20 protein-coding genes are annotated in these 17,199 nt (G+C 58.1%); 9 read left to right on the top strand and 11 right to left on the bottom strand.

The genetic code is table 11. The features are described from left to right. Window positions 1-122: 122 nt before the first annotated feature. Together GM656_RS05250 and GM656_RS05245 are read left to right on the top strand one after the other, a co-directional pair. Window positions 123-479, top strand: coding sequence for a hypothetical protein (locus tag GM656_RS05250; RefSeq protein ID WP_162412622.1), 357 nt, complete (start codon window positions 123-125; stop codon window positions 477-479). 461 nt (window positions 480-940) lie between these two features. Beyond that, a complete protein-coding gene (locus GM656_RS05245) occupies window positions 941-1,264 on the top strand; it encodes a hypothetical protein (protein ID WP_162412621.1) in 324 nt (107 codons plus the stop codon). Window positions 1,265-1,449: 185 nt separating this feature from the next. Here GM656_RS05245 and GM656_RS05240 read toward each other — a convergent pair whose 3' ends face one another. Continuing rightward, window positions 1,450-1,983 (bottom strand): hypothetical protein, encoded by a 534-nt coding sequence (locus GM656_RS05240; RefSeq protein ID WP_162412620.1) that lies wholly within the window; start codon window positions 1,981-1,983, stop codon window positions 1,450-1,452. A gap of 328 nt (window positions 1,984-2,311) precedes the next feature. On the opposite strand from GM656_RS05240, the gene GM656_RS05235 reads away from it, so the two are divergent. Continuing rightward, window positions 2,312-2,857: a hypothetical protein gene (locus GM656_RS05235; protein ID WP_162412619.1), complete on the top strand. Its 546-nt coding sequence runs from the start codon at window positions 2,312-2,314 to the stop codon at window positions 2,855-2,857. Between the two features lie 176 nt (window positions 2,858-3,033). On the opposite strand, the gene GM656_RS05230 is transcribed toward GM656_RS05235, so the two are convergent. Then, window positions 3,034-3,300, bottom strand: a complete 267-nt coding sequence (locus GM656_RS05230; RefSeq protein ID WP_162412618.1) for a hypothetical protein — start codon at window positions 3,298-3,300, stop codon at window positions 3,034-3,036. Window positions 3,301-3,581: 281 nt separating this feature from the next. On the opposite strand from GM656_RS05230, the gene GM656_RS05225 reads away from it, so the two are divergent. Then, complete coding sequence (locus tag GM656_RS05225; RefSeq protein WP_162412617.1) at window positions 3,582-4,625, top strand: BstXI family restriction endonuclease; 1,044 nt, start codon at window positions 3,582-3,584, stop codon at window positions 4,623-4,625. 1 nt (window position 4,626) lies between these two features. On the opposite strand, the gene GM656_RS05220 is transcribed toward GM656_RS05225, so the two are convergent. Together GM656_RS05220 and GM656_RS05215 are read right to left on the bottom strand one after the other, a co-directional pair. Further along, window positions 4,627-5,991 carry a restriction endonuclease subunit S gene (locus tag GM656_RS05220; RefSeq protein WP_162412616.1) on the bottom strand — a complete coding sequence of 455 codons (1,365 nt, stop codon included), beginning with the start codon at window positions 5,989-5,991 and terminating at the stop codon, window positions 4,627-4,629. Continuing rightward, on the bottom strand, window positions 5,988-7,787 hold the full coding sequence (locus GM656_RS05215; RefSeq protein WP_162412615.1) for a restriction endonuclease subunit M: 1,800 nt from the start codon (window positions 7,785-7,787) through the stop codon (window positions 5,988-5,990). The genes GM656_RS05220 and GM656_RS05215 overlap by 4 nt, the downstream gene beginning before the upstream one ends. Window positions 7,788-8,117: 330 nt before the next feature. Here GM656_RS05215 and GM656_RS05210 point away from each other — a divergent pair, with 330 nt between their 5' ends. From GM656_RS05210 to GM656_RS05200, 3 genes are read left to right on the top strand one after another with little or no spacing between them, the layout of a single operon-like run. Beyond that, window positions 8,118-8,774, top strand: coding sequence for a DsbA family protein (locus tag GM656_RS05210; protein ID WP_162412614.1), 657 nt, complete (start codon window positions 8,118-8,120; stop codon window positions 8,772-8,774). A 58-nt stretch (window positions 8,775-8,832) separates the two neighbouring features. Beyond that, a complete protein-coding gene (locus GM656_RS05205) occupies window positions 8,833-9,381 on the top strand; it encodes a hypothetical protein (protein WP_162413208.1) in 549 nt (182 codons plus the stop codon). Between the two features lie 46 nt (window positions 9,382-9,427). Continuing rightward, window positions 9,428-9,964 (top strand): hypothetical protein, encoded by a 537-nt coding sequence (locus GM656_RS05200; protein WP_162412613.1) that lies wholly within the window; start codon window positions 9,428-9,430, stop codon window positions 9,962-9,964. 27 nt (window positions 9,965-9,991) lie between these two features. On the opposite strand, the gene GM656_RS05195 is transcribed toward GM656_RS05200, so the two are convergent. The 5 genes from GM656_RS05195 to GM656_RS05175 form a co-directional block, all read right to left on the bottom strand. Then, the gene (locus GM656_RS05195; protein ID WP_162412612.1) at window positions 9,992-11,179 is read right to left on the bottom strand and encodes a redox-regulated ATPase YchF; all 1,188 of its coding nucleotides are present in this window, start codon (window positions 11,177-11,179) and stop codon (window positions 9,992-9,994) included. Between the two features lie 91 nt (window positions 11,180-11,270). Then, window positions 11,271-11,768 (bottom strand): GNAT family N-acetyltransferase, encoded by a 498-nt coding sequence (locus GM656_RS05190; RefSeq protein ID WP_162412611.1) that lies wholly within the window; start codon window positions 11,766-11,768, stop codon window positions 11,271-11,273. Window positions 11,769-11,824: 56 nt separating this feature from the next. Beyond that, the gene (locus GM656_RS05185; protein WP_162412610.1) at window positions 11,825-12,847 is read right to left on the bottom strand and encodes a glycerophosphodiester phosphodiesterase; all 1,023 of its coding nucleotides are present in this window, start codon (window positions 12,845-12,847) and stop codon (window positions 11,825-11,827) included. 128 nt (window positions 12,848-12,975) lie between these two features. Continuing rightward, the gene (locus tag GM656_RS05180; RefSeq protein WP_162412609.1) at window positions 12,976-13,983 is read right to left on the bottom strand and encodes a deoxyhypusine synthase; all 1,008 of its coding nucleotides are present in this window, start codon (window positions 13,981-13,983) and stop codon (window positions 12,976-12,978) included. A 224-nt stretch (window positions 13,984-14,207) separates the two neighbouring features. After that, the gene (locus GM656_RS05175) at window positions 14,208-14,612 is read right to left on the bottom strand and encodes a hypothetical protein (RefSeq protein WP_162412608.1); all 405 of its coding nucleotides are present in this window, start codon (window positions 14,610-14,612) and stop codon (window positions 14,208-14,210) included. 186 nt (window positions 14,613-14,798) lie between these two features. Between GM656_RS05175 and GM656_RS05170 the strand changes: the two genes are divergently transcribed. Both GM656_RS05170 and GM656_RS05165 read left to right on the top strand, forming a co-directional pair. Then, window positions 14,799-15,491, top strand: a complete 693-nt coding sequence (locus GM656_RS05170) for an AzlC family ABC transporter permease (protein ID WP_162412607.1) — start codon at window positions 14,799-14,801, stop codon at window positions 15,489-15,491. Continuing rightward, window positions 15,481-15,810 (top strand): AzlD domain-containing protein, encoded by a 330-nt coding sequence (locus GM656_RS05165; RefSeq protein WP_162412606.1) that lies wholly within the window; start codon window positions 15,481-15,483, stop codon window positions 15,808-15,810. Before GM656_RS05170 ends, GM656_RS05165 begins: the two co-directional genes overlap by 11 nt. Window positions 15,811-15,821: 11 nt before the next feature. Here the strand turns inward: GM656_RS05165 and GM656_RS05160 are convergent, their stop codons facing one another. Together GM656_RS05160 and GM656_RS05155 are read right to left on the bottom strand one after the other, a co-directional pair. Next, on the bottom strand, window positions 15,822-16,379 hold the full coding sequence (locus GM656_RS05160) for a SprT-like domain-containing protein (protein ID WP_162412605.1): 558 nt from the start codon (window positions 16,377-16,379) through the stop codon (window positions 15,822-15,824). 9 nt (window positions 16,380-16,388) lie between these two features. Further along, entirely contained in the window at window positions 16,389-17,156 is a 768-nt protein-coding gene (locus GM656_RS05155) for a Nif3-like dinuclear metal center hexameric protein (RefSeq protein ID WP_162412604.1), read from the bottom strand. Window positions 17,157-17,199: the final 43 nt, after the last annotated feature.

Genomic DNA, 17,199 nt, shown 5'->3' with positions numbered 1-17,199 from the left:
CCTACGGACACATACTCTCTAATAACGTCACCGTGTGCTCTCCGCATCTGTAATGGGATATACACGGTGTACAGTATCTACGGAGTAGAATTATTATCGTGTCAGGGCCAACGAGAGATTAGATGTCTAATAGCAACGGCGGTGGGATTCTGTTTAATACGTTCGTCAATGTCGTTAGAACATTGCAAGAGTTGGGAGGTGAAGCTAGAACTAAGCAAATAGTCGAGTCTGAGTATGAGACTCGTCAGAAACGGCAGGTCCTCAACGTGCTGCAAGAGCTTCGGAGAATGGGGTATGTCACCGATGAAAAACGAGGCATATACACGTACTGGATAGCGGACAGACATGACCTAGATACGTTCTATACTAAAGAAAGAGAATACCTAGATAAACTAATAACTGAAGAAGAGTGGACCGAACAGAAGAGAGAGTATCTACTACAGAAACTCAGCAACAAAGCCAGTCCCGAATCAGAGTAAGTAGAGTCATAGAAACAGGGTGTATGAGTCCCCCTCTTTCTAGACTATTATAATATTATAATTATGCATTTCGTCACCTCGGCGCGGTATACCGATTTGCGGAGATTCGGTGCGTTGCGATTTGTAGAAGATGCTACCCTACATCCTGATTAGTGCAGATGTCGTGCGAGAAGAAACTCAATTAATTCATCCAACAAAATATATGTAATTTTACTGTTCTCTCCGCTTGTAACCTTTGGAACGGAGAAAAACCCATTCCAAAGGTTACAAACGAATTTCCAAACGTTTGGGCTTCGTCACTGGCGTAACACTTATACAACTGTGCGTTTGATGAGTTTCGCTATGAACCCCATAGTAATTCGATGCTGCCGCTCGCATCGCACGAGACACGCTTCAAACAGGAGGACCATATAATGCACAAGTCATGGTGGGACCGCTATCTCACACGCATATGGACGCAGATGCAGACTGACGACGAGCGACGGTACGGCGAAGACGTCGCAGACACCGACCCCGCAGAGGACGAAGACGCGAGAGAAATCGAGCAATTCGAGGCGAAATATCAGGAATACCAGGAACGGAACGCGAGCGACGAGATAAGCAACGTCACAACGACGGATATCAACACGGGCGAAGAACTCCCGTACTTCACATGGGTCCCGTACAAGGGGCCGCGCGGAGGTCGAGGCTGGAGAAATACCCGAACCGGAGAAGTCCGCTACGAACTCAGAAAACCGGGGCCGCGAGAACCCAGCATTTCGGAGGGATATCAGAAAGGGATTTGAACGGGGGTAGCAACAGACACTAGGTCCGCATTTCCGTGCCGTACGGACGGTTCGTTTCTCGAATGATAGAGAACCCATGAACGCGAAAGAACGCATTCTCTAGTCCTCTCACGGTACGCTCGTCGCCATCATAGAACCTCTCGCGTTGATTACGGTCAAAAGAATTGGTTCCTATCGCAGTCGGACTATCCCAATTTTGCGTTCCCAGGACTCCCCCGACTACCGAGCGCCATGGTGTCACCATCTCGTTCGAGGACCCCGTCTTCGATGAAGCTCTCTACGCGGTCCTTTGCGACTCCCAATTCGACGCCAGTCGAATTGTGAACGTGCAATACGAGCTGATTGAAATTGAGGTCGTCGGTGTGAGGATGGGTTTTCTCGGATGCTCTCTGAACGAGCTGTGAAGCATCGATAGAAATCGTGTCCTCGCCTACTGGAAGCTTGGTGACGCCGTCTCGCTCGATATTTCGAGCGAACACTAGCCATTCTGGTACCTCTTGAGGGTCGAGGTGGTCGACACCCTCAAAATATAACGGCCCGCCGTCTGAGAGAATACCATCTTTGGTTGCCCCAATCACGATGTACCTTGCTGCAAGAGGTGAGATTTCTTCTTTGTCGGCAATTCGCTCAACAAGATTTAGATTGATATAGGGTCCCCTCCAATCCTCCTCCCCCGGAAGAACCTCTCGCCACCAGTATTCTCGACAGGGAGCAATCATTAGAGTGCCCCCCAGAACGACTGCGATACTGTAGTCGCAGTAGTCTTGATGTGATGCCTGCCGCCTGTAATACAATTAGTTGGTTTCATATCATGTCTCTTTGGAGCAACGCTTAGAGAATCCTCTACGCGCCGTCTAGGTTCGTCAGCGTCTGATGCTGTCGGGTCTCTGAGTAGCTCTCTTTCTTGCGGTTGCGAGTCGTCCCGCAACCCATCTTACTCTATGATAGCATATGCAATAAGCATTACGCCGTGATAGAATACGATACGGTTTGTCCAATATATGCTGATTCAGTAGCTTCATTAGACTCACCGTAATAGAATATCACATGGCATCTGACGGCGAACGAGAACGCGGCATCCTCAGCACCAAAGACCGCAACTACCTCGGAAGCGGTGCTGGAATCGCGCCGAAAAGCTCCGCAGAACGAGTCGCTAGGTCCCGAATCCGAAAGCGACTCTACAACGCCTACATAGATTTCAGGCTCATCAACAGTGAGTTAGAAGAACGCGACCGGAGAAGCGTGTTCGAGGACTTACCCGATGACCGAGATTTCCACCGGGGAATCATCGCCGCACTCGAATTCACATACCTCGCTCTGAAAGAACAGAACCTCGATTTCAAAGACTACCTGGAGGAAGCGGTGACAAACGCGGAGGAGAAGCTAGCGCGAAAGGAATCCGAAAATCGCGTTGAGGTAGATGTAGAGTTCAACGTCGAAACAAGACTCGTCCTCGATGAGACGCGAGACATCAGTGAGTACAGTGATGAGGAAATCGGTGAGCTACTGATGAACGGCGAGATTGATGGTGAACTTGCAGCCCACCTTCTGCAAGAGCGACACAGCGACGGTAAGAGCAGAGATATCGCGTAATCGACGCTGAACGCATTCGTCCAGTACCTCTGGCAAAGATTTGCCGCAGGTCTCCATCAGTCGTCTTCTCACGCAGTCCTTACAGCATCCGATAGATATGATTCCGTGAGGGAGAAACGGATTTTCAGCGCCGAGTACGGGGACCTCCGTACAGTCTTCGACCCTCGAAGCGTGAATCAGTCCTCAGAACTCCCCTCCTCGTAGCCAGCTTCGTATTCCTCACGTAGCGTCTCCGACGCCCGCTTTGAGACCTTGATGATACCCTTGTTGAATCGACGGATAGAGAGGTAGATGTACAGCAGAAGGAGATACGGCCAGAGGAATAGTCCGATAACAGCGTAGGCGACTAGCTTGAGAAATCCGTACTCTATCGGACCGATGTGGATGCCGCCTATTTGGATGCCGCGCGATTCGCCTTGCTGGTCGCTGTCGGATTCAGTCATCGTAGTCTCCCGGCCAAAGCCGTCGCTGCTAGAACTAGCGGCGACAGTAGGACCTATTCAGAGAGACGCCGGAAACGAATATCAAATTACTTACTTAATCACCAGAATCCGCTGGACGCCCCTGAAGAGAAGTGAGTACACAATTTCAGGACTGCTGAACGAGTCCACCGGACGAACGAAGACCGATATCCAGAGTTGAGAAATATTCCGTTAGCGTCCGCGCTAAGCTCCAATCAACCGTGACATACAAGTACCTGTTTAACTCACTTTTGTAACAGTCAATGGGATTAGAAGAATGGACTGACGGGAGTTCATCGGTAGAATTGTGTCCAAAAGAGAAGTATTGCAACCGTCTTCCAAGCCATAGTGGAAAATGTAAGTTCTTCTCAAAAGGAATGGTGGATGACCTTCCTGAGGAAGTGTATAACAAGCTCGATAAAACTGCAATGACCAGGGGGGCCCAACCAAAAGATAGGGTTCCATATCAGAATAGGGTTCGCAGATGGAACAGGGCTGTTATTCCCTTAGAGTTCAAAAACACATCCCCAGATGGAGGGTATGATAACGGCTACACGATAATGGTTCGTCCCTCGCAATACTTTGACGAAGAAACTGGGGAAGAGAGAGAGGACTTCCCTGGGGACGTGAACATTGGCGATAACGCGTTCATTTTCTACTCTACCCGTCAGGAATGGGATATGTTCCCTCCGAAAGATGACTGGGAACCTTGTAAATATGTAGATTCCGAGGGCAATGAAAAGCGGAGTATGAGAGGAGAGGTATATCACGAGGGCGAATATATCGCGAGAGCTCCAGCAACGGTAGCAGAAGAGAAGGTAGTGAGGGGTGAAGCCCAGGGAATTAGGTTCTTCGAATATGCTTCTGAACGAGATACGAGAGAAGCGCAGTTTCAGTTGGCATATCTAGCATGGAAAACGGAAGATATGGAGGATAAGGCGGGGACATCTCTACCAAACCATCTCAAAACAATACTTGAACAACGCGAGTTGATAGACCGAGAAAAGTTCGAGGAGCAGAATATGATAAAAGACGATACGACGATTTGCCCCTTATGTAGAGAGCCGATTAAAGCAGAAGAGTTGATGAGCCAAGTCGAGCAAACTCAGGGGAGAGAAAATCTACACAACAGAATTACTGAGGCAAATCTCTTTCATCTGGATGCCTTAGAGCCTGGAAGGTTTACTCACAAGCCATACAAACTTGGATGGGGACACCATCATTGCAATCAAGTAGCTCACGACGATGGTGTGGATAGAACGTTAGATTGGATGGAAAAGGTTCTGAGAAACAATAACCGAATATAGTTTACCGCTCGATTTGGTCCTCCAGTATCTTACTTATCTTTGTTTTAGCGCTTGAGAGACTGTCTTTCTTCTGTTTTTTGAGTTGAAGTCCTTCTTTAGCCACAGATATAGCTTCGTGGATTTCCTCATTGAAGTCATCCGAATCAGCCGGAGATATGGGGATATATACCTCTCGTATTCGCCCCGCGATACCGGGGATAGTTGTTTGGATTACCTTCTTTGTCCTTACTTGGTAGTCTCCATATTCGGTATTTAAGAACAAGAATGCAAAGACAGGGTCGACTTGTTCATTTTGAATTCTTATTCGTTCTATGTGGTTTTTGAACACACATTTTTCATCTTCTAGTAGGATTGCTGACTGGCCAACCTTCCCCTCAATAGAATAGAGAATATCATTTTCTTGAACTTCTTGGTCAAATTTTTCATAAGTGTCTAAGGTAGCATAATGGTCAGGATAAGGGTCAATCTCCCAATTTACTAGGTCAGAAGGTCGTACAAATGGGATTCCCTCGGTCGAGTATTCGTCTACTGTGGTTCCCTGTCCTCGGTTGATTTTAGCGATATCACCCAACTGCTTCGTCTTGTAATTCGCCCTTATCTCTCTGACTACATCTCTATACTCTGGCCTATAGTGTTCCGGGATGAAGCTGAAATACTTCTCGTCCTGGATATCATTCGTTCGGACAGAAAATGACGCAGAACCTAATTCCTTGGAGATGCCAATTTGTATTCCCTCTCGAAACAGGTCTAACGCCTTCTCGAGTTTCCCATTCGCCTTGTGTTCCGCTTCCATTGCCTCTCTTACTGACTGAGCAATATCCTCGATGCCGTCTTCGACGATAGGAATCTCAATCCTCTTTAGAGATTTGTGGGTGAGTTCCTTTCTAGTCGAACCGTGGCCGCTGTGTAACATCTGTTCTTTCCCGAACTCGGTGTTTAGAAAGGCCACTGCGTAATATGGGTCAACACCGTCAAAAGATATCCGAGTAACGTGTTGACTCATGACTGCTCCAACTGTCTGATGAGTTGCAATAGATGCGTTTCCTAACGTCCCCGTTCGTGGAATAACTACATCTCCTTCCTCGACAAACACTCTATCAGTTAGGTCCGGATGGTCTGGGTCAACGAACTCGGTGTCTTCGTCGTTCAAATTAAATTGGAATTCTCCAATATTACCGACTCTAAGATATGGGGTTCCGTCAGAAACGTATTCAGGAATATAACTTCCACTTGCCACCTTAGCACAGTCGCCGATGGATACAGTCTCGAATTCCCGGCTAAGGTTGTTAAGAATATTGCGCACTTCATAGTGCGGAACTGCGAGTTTGTTATCTAACTCCGATTGAGGGAAATCAAACGAAATCATTGGTTCTGAAACTCCTTGTACTCCTCAATAATCTGGGGGAAGTCATCTTCTGGAATCGGGTTACCTCGACGGTCATGGCCACATTCTTCAGCGATTGCCATGAAGACGTTTTCCGGCGGTTCAACTCCCTCTCCTTTCTTTTGAAGAACAACCACGGACGTTTTGGTACTAGTGCTTGGCAAGAATGTCTCAATTGGAGTATCAATTACTGCAACGATATGAGCATTCTCCATCATGTACTGGCGAATGTGCCCGTTAGTCTGATTTCCAAGAATTCCATCCGGCAGCACGATTCCCATTCTACCGCCTGGCCGGAGCATATCTAAACATCGCTCAATGAACAGAACTTGTGGGGCCTGTCCATCGAGTACCTGCTTCGTCTTTTCCCATTGACTTCGCTTTTTTATGTAATTCCATTTATATCCAAGGTCATATTCCTCAAGGACCTCTTTACTTTTAACAGGAATATTGGAGCCGAATGGAGGGTTCGTGAGAATAATATCAAATTTTCGCAAATCTCCCTTCTGTGTCAGAATATCTTTAGCTTGTTGACTCCATGATTTTGGGAGGTCTAGGCTGCTTTCACAGACGATATGGCTGCTCCCATTCCCTGCAATGGCCATATACGCCTTGCTAATTTTAGCCATGTCAAAATCCTTATCTATACCGTAGATATTTGAACTTGGACCAGATTCGTCAGAATAATCAATAGTCTGGGTGAACGTAGGCTCTTCAATTGTCTCCTTCTCTGTTTCATCTTCGGCTGCAGAAAAAGTAGATAGGTCCTGCTGGAACTCACCACCGTCTGTCTGGACTTTTTGCCGCATCTTTTCCAAGGAGGAAATAAGGAATCGACCTGAACCACAAGCGGGGTCTAGAACCTCATCAGTCGGGTCTGGGTCAATAATTTCTACAGTCATATCTACTAAGTTCTGAGGAGTGAAGAATTGCCCCTTATCGCCTCGGAGAGATGGGCCAATGAACACCTCAAACGCATCTCCAACTGCGTCTCGGTCAGTCTTTGTCAGACCAATTCGTTGGAGCTCCCCAACGACATACTCGATGGAATCGGAGTCCAGAACTAAACGCTCATCTGAATTAAACGCATCCGGATATGATTCTTTTACTTCCTCGAATAATTTCTTAATCCGTTCAGCAACGTCGTCCGAGTTTTCATCAACTCGAGCTACAAATTGGCAAACCTCATTCGTTTTCTCGTCATGGAGTTTACAAAATAATAGCCGTATCATTTCCGGACCAAGCCGTTCAGCTCTTGAGATATCGCTATTCGAGTAGAGATGGTAGTAAATTACATCAAATATGTTCTGTAAATCCGGCGCAGGAACCAAGTCCTCGTATTTGTATACTCCAATTTCATCGAGTGTTTCCCCCGATTTTGGGATGTCCGGAATCTGCTCAACTATACCGGCATCTGATTGATGAAGACAGATTCTATCTTCTCCGTTAAACCAAACACCGAGATTAGCAGGCGTGTTCTCTAAAGCGGATTTTATTCTCTCCTCGCCGTCTTTTCTATCGCCAACCGAGGTGACAATAACTATTTGAGGGGTGCGATTCCCTTCATCTTCATAAAGGACTATATCAATTTCCTCGTCTAACCCTGAAACCGTGACGTCAATTCCCGCTGATTGGTTGTCGTATCGATACTCCTCGGCCAATCTCTTTCCTAATACTTGTCTTGCCTCTTCTGTTTCGGAATCTTCAACTACTTTTCCCGTAAGATAATCGCGTACGTAACCATCTGGAACTTCAGAGCCCGACATGATTGTTTCCACTGGATGGCAGACTGTGTCCTTATATAATTTTTGTTGTTTGGGCTGAGCGTCAGGCCGAGTTTATCGTTTTCTCGGTGAGAGGTCGGTTTCAACACTCACGTTGCCCGCTGCTGCATCCTATTGTTCTGCAATGAACGAGCGAAACGAAGGGTCGGTAATAGTTCGGCCTCGGCACTCATAGGGCTCGTCACCACCGGGGAGTCACCCCGGTTCGGCCCGCTGGCGTCGTCATCGGCCGCCCGGGGATAGCGCGGCCGGCGACAAGACGGTTTCTCCTCGCGAGCGAACACTGGAACAAACGCTATACCACAGCGGGCCGTCGGGTCGATCATGAACAGACGACGCTTTCTGTCGCTCACGGGGGCCGGGGTCGTCGGCGGGCTCGCTGGCTGTTCGGACAGCGAGACCACCGGCGAGTCCATCTCGGACCACCCCGCGGCGGCCGATCTCGACGCCCAGCCGCGTCGGGGCGAACTCGGCGGGCACGTCGTCCTGGCGTTCGAGGACCCCTCCTGTCCGACGTGCCGGCGCTTTCACGAGGACACCGTGCCGGACATCGAGTCGAACATCGTCGAGACGGGCAAGGGGGCCTACGTCGTGCGGACCTACCCGGTCATCTACCCCTGGGGCGAGCCGGCGACGCAGGCCCTCGAATCGACGTTCGCCCGCGACGGCGAGGCGTTCTGGTCGCTGTTCGGCCATTACTTCGCCGAGCAGTCGTCGTTCACCACGGAGAACGTCCTTGAGCGGACGGCAACGTTCCTCGATAGCGAGACGGCGGTCGACGGCGATGCCGTCAGGACCGACGCGGCGAACGAGGCCCACGCCGACGCCGTCCAGGCGGACGTCCGGGCGGCCGAGAACGCCGGCCTGGGCGAGACGACGCCGATCATCCTGCTGTTCGAGGACGGCGAGTTCGTGACGAAGGTCAACGGCTCCGTCAGCTACGAGCTCATCGCGGAGGCGCTGGGAGAGAGCGAGGGATGACGCCGTGAGCCGCGTGTGGCGAGTCAGGCTGCCGACGCGCGGTCGCGACTGGCGGCTGATGGGGCGCACGGTTCGGCTCGTGCTCACGCTGCCGGCCTACGCAGTCGTGGCCGCCGTCGCGGCCGTCGTCGCGCTGTCGGTGTTCGTCCTCTCGCTCCAGGTCACGCTGGTGTCGGACCTCGTCGTCGGCGGGTCGCTCCCGCTCGACAGTCGGCTCCGGGTGCTGGTCGAACTGTACCCCTTCGTCGGCACGTCGTTCACGGCCGCGCAGGGCGTCCTGCTCGTCGCCGTCGCCCTGCTGACCGGCGTCGACATCGCGCTCGCGGCGTACCACTTCCGGGAGCACGGCCTCGACCTGCAACAGGGCGGAGCGGGCGCGGCCGGGCTCTTGCTGGGCACGCTGGGCGCGGGCTGTGCGGCCTGTGGCTCGGCGGTCCTGCTGGCCCTGCTCTCGCTGCTCGGGGTGTCGACCTCGCTGCTCTTCCTGCCGCTCGACGGCCTGGAGTTCGCGGTGGGGGCACTGGTCGTGCTGACGCTGTCGATCTACTGGCTCGCCGAGGGGATGCGCGGCGGCGAGATCAACGGCTGTCCGGTCGACCCGCCGTAGCGGGAGAAAACGTATAGCGTCGAGAGCCAAACACGGGAGGGAAGACATGTCCGAGACGGAGTCCCAGCTGACGACTGCGGCGGACCCCTCCGAGTACGAGCACCTGAAGCGCAAGCGAAAGGAGACGGCGGGCACGGTCGAACTCGCCGAGGTGGACGACGTGTGGGTCGGCGACGACCAGATCGTCTGTCGGTTCCGGTTCGACTGGGCGACCGATCCGATCCGGCGGACCTACGACCTCGACAGCGACCGCGACGTGGCCCGCCTCGAACGGCTCTGTGAGGCCAGCGGCTTCTCGTTCGAGCAGGTCGCCCACCTGGAGGGCGCGCTCGTCGAACTCGAATACACCGGCGCGGAGTGGCTCCCCGCACCGGAAGCCGCCTACACGGAGGGACAGGGGTCGGCCCTGGAGACGTTCCGAGCGGAGTGGCGACTGCTGGTGCGCGAGGTCGCCCACTCGCCCGCCTTCCTCCGGCGGGGTGTCCAGCGCCTGCGCGGCCTCTCGACGACGCAGTGGATCATCGTCGTCATCCTCGTCAAGAAGATCGCCATCGTCGCCCTGCTGGCTCACCTGCTGTTGTGACGGCGGCTAGCGACGGTCCCGGGCGGCTCAGTTCGTCGTCGTGATCTCGACCACGTCGCGGTGGTCGAGTTCGGTGTCGGCCCCGACCTGGCGGCCGGAGCGAACGTCGTGGGCGTGGAGGAAGCCGTCGCCGATGTCCGTGTGAAGGAAGTACGCGAAGTCCTCGGCGGTCGAGCCGTCGGGGAGGACGAAGCAGTCCTGCAGGAAGGTGCCGTCCTCCTGGGGCTTGCGCGCGCCGGGAAACACCGCGATGGCCTCCAGTTCCTCGAACAGCGCCGTCTCGAGGGCCTGCTGGACGCCGGTCCCGCCGAACGCGGCGACGAACTCGCGGATCTGTTCGAGGCCGGCGGCCTTCTCCTCGGGGAGGTCGGCGGTCACGGTGAAGTCGTCGTCGCCGGGGCGGTAGTCGAGCACGTCCTGCTCGTCGCCGTTCTTCAGGGCCTTCTCCGCGTGAGCCGAGACGGGGACGAACGTCAGGTGCTCGTACTCGGGGTCGTTCGTGACGGCCTCCCAGTTGTCCTGGGCCGCCTCGGTGTCCATCTTGTTCGCGGCGACGACCATCGGCTTGGTCCGGATGCGGATCTCGCGGGCCAGCGCCTCCCTGTCGGCCTCGTCCCACTCGTCCGGGTCGAGTTCGAGGTCCTGGGTCAGGATGACCTGCTTCACTTCCTCCTCGCTGATCTTGAACGCGGACAGCTGCTCGGCGAGGTCGGCCTCGATGTCGGCGTCCTCGCCGTGGTAGCCAGAGCGGTACCGCTCGATGCCCTTCTCCAGCACGTCGAGGTACCACATGTCCAGTTCGTCTTCGAGGAAGTCGATGTCCTCGCGGGGGTCGTGGCCCTCGGTCGGCTCGCCTTCGAGGTCGGTCTCGCCGGTGAAGTCGACGACGTGGATGAGCACGTCGGCCTCGTTGAGGTCCGAGAGGAACTGGTTCCCCAGTCCCTTCCCCTCGTGTGCGCCGGGGACCAGGCCGGCCACGTCGACCAGTTTCGTCGGGACGAACCGGACGCCGTCCGCGCAGTAGCCGTGGTTCGGGGTACAGGAGTGGTCGAACTCCGGGGCGGCGCAGTCGACCCGGACGTAGGCCTCGCCCATCGACGGGTCGATCGTCGTGAACGGGTACGCCCCCTCCGGGACGTCGTTCATCGTCGCTGCGTTGAAGAACGTGGACTTGCCGACGGAGGGCTTGCCGACGAGTCCGATCTTGTAGCTCATTGCACCGGGGAAGGACGTTCGGCGGCTTAAGCGCTGTTACACGGACTGAGAGCGAGTGTGCGTCACATACGCATTCGAAATCAAGCCGTACTCACACCGTCCGCTCGTAGACGTTCACCGGGTACTCGCGACCGGCGACCTCGGTCGTCCGCTCGCCGATCTTCTCGAAGTGCGTCCGGTAGAAGCCGTTACCGACCTCGTTGTCCGCGAGCACCTCGTCGCGGATCTTCCGGACCGAGAGGTCGCGCAGGTGACTCTCGCCCCGGTTGAGCAGGTCCGTGCCGATGCCCTCGCCCCAGTAGTCCGGGTGGACGTACAGGTCGAGGTCGCCGAAACCCGCGGCGTCGGTCATCCCGCAGCTCGCGTACCCGACCACGTCCCCGTCCGCGGTCGAGACGAACAGCCCGATGTCGTCGAGTTCGATCATCCGCTCCAGCACCTCGGTGGCGTAGCCCTCGTCGAGGAGGTCGTCGACGGTCTCCGCGCCGAGGATGTCGTCGTACACGGTATGCCACGCGGCGCTGGCGACCCGCCGGATGTCCGCGACGTCCACCGGTTCGGCCGGCCGGACAGTCGTCTGAAATGACATGTGCGAACGTTTAGCTCGGATCACAATAGAACTGTGGGCTCCGCGCGACGACCTCCTCAGAGAATCGTCGGGTAGTCCGCGATGAGACCGTCGACGCCGGCCCGCCCGAGTTCCTGGGCCTGGTACCACGTCTCGACCGTCCAGACGTTCACCTCGCGATCCTCGCCGTGGGCGATCTCGACCAGGTCCACGTCGCTGAACCCGCCCTCGACGTAGTACTCGTCGTTGAACAGGGGCGTCCCCTGCACCATGTTTCGGGGGACGTTCAGCGCCTCGCAGTCGTACCGGCGGGTGATTTCCAGGCCGGTCTCGATGCTGTCCCAGAAGAGGAACGCGACGGGAATCGAGTCGTCGGTCTCGCGCACCGTCGCCAGCGCGGCCTCGTAGAACGACGAGACGAGGACCTCGTTGTCGTACTCGCTCGCGAGGGAGAGGGCGCGCTCGGTGTAGGGCCGCCAGAGTTCTTTCTGGGTCGCGAGCGCGTCCTCGGACAGCGACTCGGCGAAGCGGAGGTCCTCGCTCCCGGGGTTCTTGAACTCCAGATTGACGCCCACGCTCGGCGGAATCGAGTCGAGCACCGTTTCGAGAGTCGGGACGGTCTCCTCGGTCCCGAGGACGGCCGCGCTCGTGACGGTGTCCGTATCAGTCTCGAAGACCAGGCCCTCCGCGTCCGTCAGACCGCGCTCGCCGCCGTCGCGCCCGGCGAGGCCGTCGTCGTGGAACGTCACGAGCGTCCCGTCGGCGGTCGGGACCACGTCGACTTCGATCACGTCCGCCCGGCGGTGGGCGGTGTCCGTGCCCGGGCCGCCGAACGAGGCGGCCTCGACCGCCAGTTCCGTGTTCTCGGGGTAAACGCCGGCGAACCCGCGATGCGCGACGAGCGTCGGGTCGTCGGTCATCGCGTCCTCCGCGCCGTCGTCGTGTTCGCCCTGTCCGCGCTCTCCGCGCTCGCCCTGTTCGCCGTCCCCGTCGTCCGCGTCCTCGGACTGCTGTGCGCTGACCGTCCCTGCGAGGCCCGCGCCAGCGAGCGTCGCCGCCGTTCCCTCGACGAACGTCCGCCGACCGATGTAGCGTGACATGACAGTCGAGGGTCCCGGTGGCCCGCGAAAGACGTTTTATATGAGTGGTACGTATCGGTACGGCCTCTCGGGAGCGGTCCCCGCCAGCGGTCAGGTGTATAGCCGTACATACCGGACGAGTCAGGGGATCACTCGCCGGCGCGTTCGCGGGCCGCGGCGACGACCAGCGGGAGCGTGATGGTGGCGTCGGCGTACACCGAGACGTTGCGCGCGTCCTTCTCCAGTTTGCCCCACGAGCGGGCCTCGTCCAGGGTCGCCCCGGAGAGGCCGCCGGTGTTCGAGGGGTCCATCGTCAGCTGGACGGCGTAGTCGTAGGCGTCCGGCGAGACGAGCATCGTCTGGAGGACGTAGTTCTTCGGGACGCCGCCGCCGACGACCATCGCGCCGGCGCTGTCGGCCTCGTAGGCGATGTCGGTGATCCCCGTCATGTCCGCGAGCGCGTCCACGGTGAACTCGCTCGTCTGGGAGTACATCCACGCCTGCAGACCGAGCACCGAGTCCTGGAACGCCGGGCAGTACACCGGTACGTCGTTCTCGTAGGCCGCCGCCAGCACGCCGGCGTCCTCGGCCACGTCCTCGCGCTCGTTGACTTCGCTGTTAGCTCGGCCGAGTTCCTCGGTCAGGCGCTGGATGGAGACGGCTCCCTCGTCTTCCAGCGTCGAGAACACCTCGCTCCGGAGGTGGTTCTCGAACAGCGCGAAGTGCTCCTGGGGGAGGTAGACGTTGTAGATGCGGTCGACGCCCTCGTCGCGCAGCGTCTCGTCGTGCTCGCGCTCGGTCCGGTCTTCGGGGGTGACCTCGCCGTGGTGGTGCTTGCCGCCGATGGCCTCGATGCTGTCGTGCGTGCAGTTCGCGCCGGTCGTCACCAGCACGTCGATGTGCCCGTCGCGGATGAGTTCGCTGACGATGGCCCGCATCCCCGTCGGAACCATCGCGCCGGCCAGCCCGAAGAACGTCGTCACGTCGTCGTCGAGCATCTCGCTGTAGACGTCGACGGCCTCGTGGAGGTCGCTCGCGCCGATGCCCGCCTGCCCGTAGCTGTCGGCCAGCTCGCCGACCGTCATCCCGGCCCGCGCCTCCGCGTGCCCGATGGGGTCGTGACGGAACGTCTCTCGCTCGTCGGTGTGGTCGCTCATTGGACGCCAGTCGGGCGCGCCGCGGTTTCAACGTCGCGGTTCGCCGCGTCCGCCGAGCGGCCTGTCGACCGATAGTGGCCATCGAAAATCACGGCACACTCGATCGCACTGCCGTCGTGGGATCGGTGTGTGAATCGTTTCAATCGGTCCGATAACAGTTGTTGTTAAGACAGCGAATCGATTCACAGCCGTAGCGGTCAGTTCATCGGACGAGTCTTATTAGCTCACTCTAACTCAACTATTTCTATCTTTTCGTCTCGGACCTCGATAATGACATTTGGGTCATGTTCTAAGTCATAGTCTCCGATTACCAACGTTTGCGAAACTTCGTTGCCGCCTAAGCGAGAAACTGTTAACTCGTATTTGCCCTCTTCAGCGATTTGAAGTGGGATTTTTTCGGTTTGGCCAGCTTTCACCTCAGAGTCTTCCTGCAATATAACTGAATCTGAACCTTCTACTTTGAGGGATAAGCTCACTTCATCTTCGGTTCGGTTACGGATTTCAAGATACTGATCTTGGGATTCATCAGTCGTTTCTGACTGTGTGTTTGTATTGTCTGATGTGGAAGAACAGCCTGCCAAATAAACACAGGTGGAGGACGAGAGTATGAGGAAATTCCTTCGGAGCATCACCCTATATATACAATTCCTGTCATAAGTGCATTCTCAAACATATTCCCCGGAGTGGATGATCACTTCGCAGGCGTCCCGAGTCGCCATGCCACTCCATCTGGGGAATACTTTCGTGCCCCGTCTCGACGTATCACACGCCAGTCGAAACGGTGGTCTTAGCGTCACCGACGCTGACCCACAGCTATGGACACTTCCGCGTTCCGCCGCGGCGCCCGCGACGCGGTTCCGCTGCTGCTCGGCATCGTCCCCTTCGGGCTCGTCGCCGGCATCGCCGCCGTCAACGCCGGGTTCGGACTCACGACGGCGGTCGGACTCTCCGTCGTCGTCTTCGCCGGCGCGTCGCAGATCGCCGCCCTGGAACTGCTCGGACAGGACGCCCCGCTCACCGTGGTCGTGGCGACCGCGGTCGTCATCAACCTCCGCTACCTGATGTACTCGGCCTCCATCGCGCCGTACTTCCGCGAGTTCACCGCCCGGTGGAAGGCCGTCCTCGCGTACGTCCTGACCGACCAGGCGTACGCCATCTCCGTCGCCAGCTACCGGTCAGACCGCCCCGTCGACCGCAAGTGGTACTACCTCGGCGCGGCGGTCACGCTCTGGGCGGTGTGGCAGGTCACCACCGTCGCCGGCGCGCTGCTCGGGACCGGCGTCCCCGACGCCTGGGGGCTAGAGTTCGCCATCCCGCTGGTCTTCCTGGCCATCCTCGTCCCGGCCATCGAGGACCGGGCGTCCGCGGTCGCGGCCGTCGTCGGGGGCGCGCTGGCGGTCCTCGGCGCGGGCCTCCCGCTCAACCTCGGCCTGCTCGTCGGGTCGGCGGTCGGTATCACCGCCGGCGTCGTCACCGAGTCCGTCTGGGGGGCGAGCGATGGCGACTAGCTACGACCCGGTCGCGGTCGCCGCCGCCGTCGCGGCCATCGGCGTCCTGACGTACGCCTGCCGGCTCTCCTTTATCGCGCTGTTCGGCCGCCTCGACGAGATTCCGTCCGGCGTCGAGCGACTCCTGCGATTCGTCCCCGCCGCAGTTCTCGCCGCGCTCGTGCTACCCTCGTTCGTGACGCTCGACGCCGCGACCTTCGCCGCCGACAAGTTCGTCGCGGGGGCGCTCGCGGCGGGCGTGGCCTGGAAGACCGAGGACGTGTTCGCGACGATGGCGACGGGAATGGGCGTCCTCTGGGCCGTCCGGTTCCTGTTCTGAGTCGCGCCGTTTCAGGTCAGTTCGAGCGACGCGCCACAGCAGTTCGACCGATAGCTCTCGCGCTCGTCGACCAGTTTGCAGTCGCGGTATCTGCGCGCCACGAGGTCGCCGCAGTCGCCGCAGGTGAGGACGTACTTCGGGTCGCTGAACGCGGGGCAGTGGACGTCGGTGTCGAGATGCGCGGCCCGCTCGCGGAAGGCGGGGCCGTGGTCGGTCGTCCCGTCGCGCTGGTACTGCTCGACGTGGACGAGCTCGTGGCGCAGCGTCGACTCCCACTCGTCGCGGTCGAAGGTCTCGAAGGCCTCACGCGTGAGCGAGACGGTGCACCGGAGCGGCCGACCGTCGCTCCCGTCGAGGGACTCCCAGTCGAACGGCTCCCCGACTATTGCGCCGTCGAGCTTCGGCCGCTTGACAGCGGCGGCGCGGCGCTTGGCGCGGTGGGACACCTCCCAGTCGACGAGGTCGAACCGGACCGACACGCCGCGCTCCCTGCGGACCGTCCGGCAGTACGCGCGTGACCACTCGATCAGGTCGGCGTCGGACTCGATACTGTCGTAGGAAAGATCCATCTCCGGGGTTCAGAGCCCGGTCGGGCAGTCGATGTACGTCGTCTCCGGCCCCCAGTCCGCGACGGTCTCCTGAAGGGACCGGACGCCGAACGTCTCGGTCGCGTAGTGCCCGGCGAGGACGACGTGGACGCCGGCCTCGCGGGCCTCGTGGTAGGCCTGCTGTTTCCCCTCGCCGGTGACGAGCACGTCCGCGCCCGTCTCGGCGGCCGCCTCCAGCCAGTCGACGCCGCTGCCCGTGACGATCGCCACGTCCTCGACCGTCGACGGGCCGAAGTCGAGGACCTGGACGTGCTCGCCGCCGGTGTCTAAATTGCCTTCGAGGGAAGAAGCGAGGTCGGAGACGGTCGTCGGCTCCGCGAGAGTCCCCCGCTGGCCGATGTGCCCGCCGCTCATCGACCCGAACGGCGCGCGGTTGTCCAGGTCGAGGAGGTCCGCCACGCCGGCCGCGTTGCCGAGCGTCTGGTGGCCGTCGAGCGGGAGGTGCGCGACGTACAGCGCCAGGTCGTCGTCGATGAGCGGCGCGATACGGCGGTAGTGAGTCCCGGTCACGCGCTCCATCCCACCCCACACGACGCCGTGGTGGGTCACGAGGAGGTCCGCGCCGGCCTCGGCGGCCCGGTCGATGGTCTCGACCGCGGCGTCGACCGCGAAGGCCGCGTGGTCGACCGGCTGGCTCGCCGGGCCGACCTGGAGGCCGTTCGGGCTGGCGTCGATGTCGGCGTACGCGTCGATGTCGAGGCGGTCGTCGAGACGGCTCGCGATGTCGCCTGCGTTCATGGCCCGTGCTTTGCGAGGGGCGGTGGTATGTCTTTCTCTACCG

It is taken from the genome of Haloarcula salina (assembly GCF_010119195.1).
GTDB lineage: Archaea > Halobacteriota > Halobacteria > Halobacteriales > Haloarculaceae > Haloarcula > Haloarcula salina.
The sequence above is the reverse complement of the archived record's forward strand: the minus strand, read 5'-3'. Positions and strand labels throughout refer to the sequence as shown.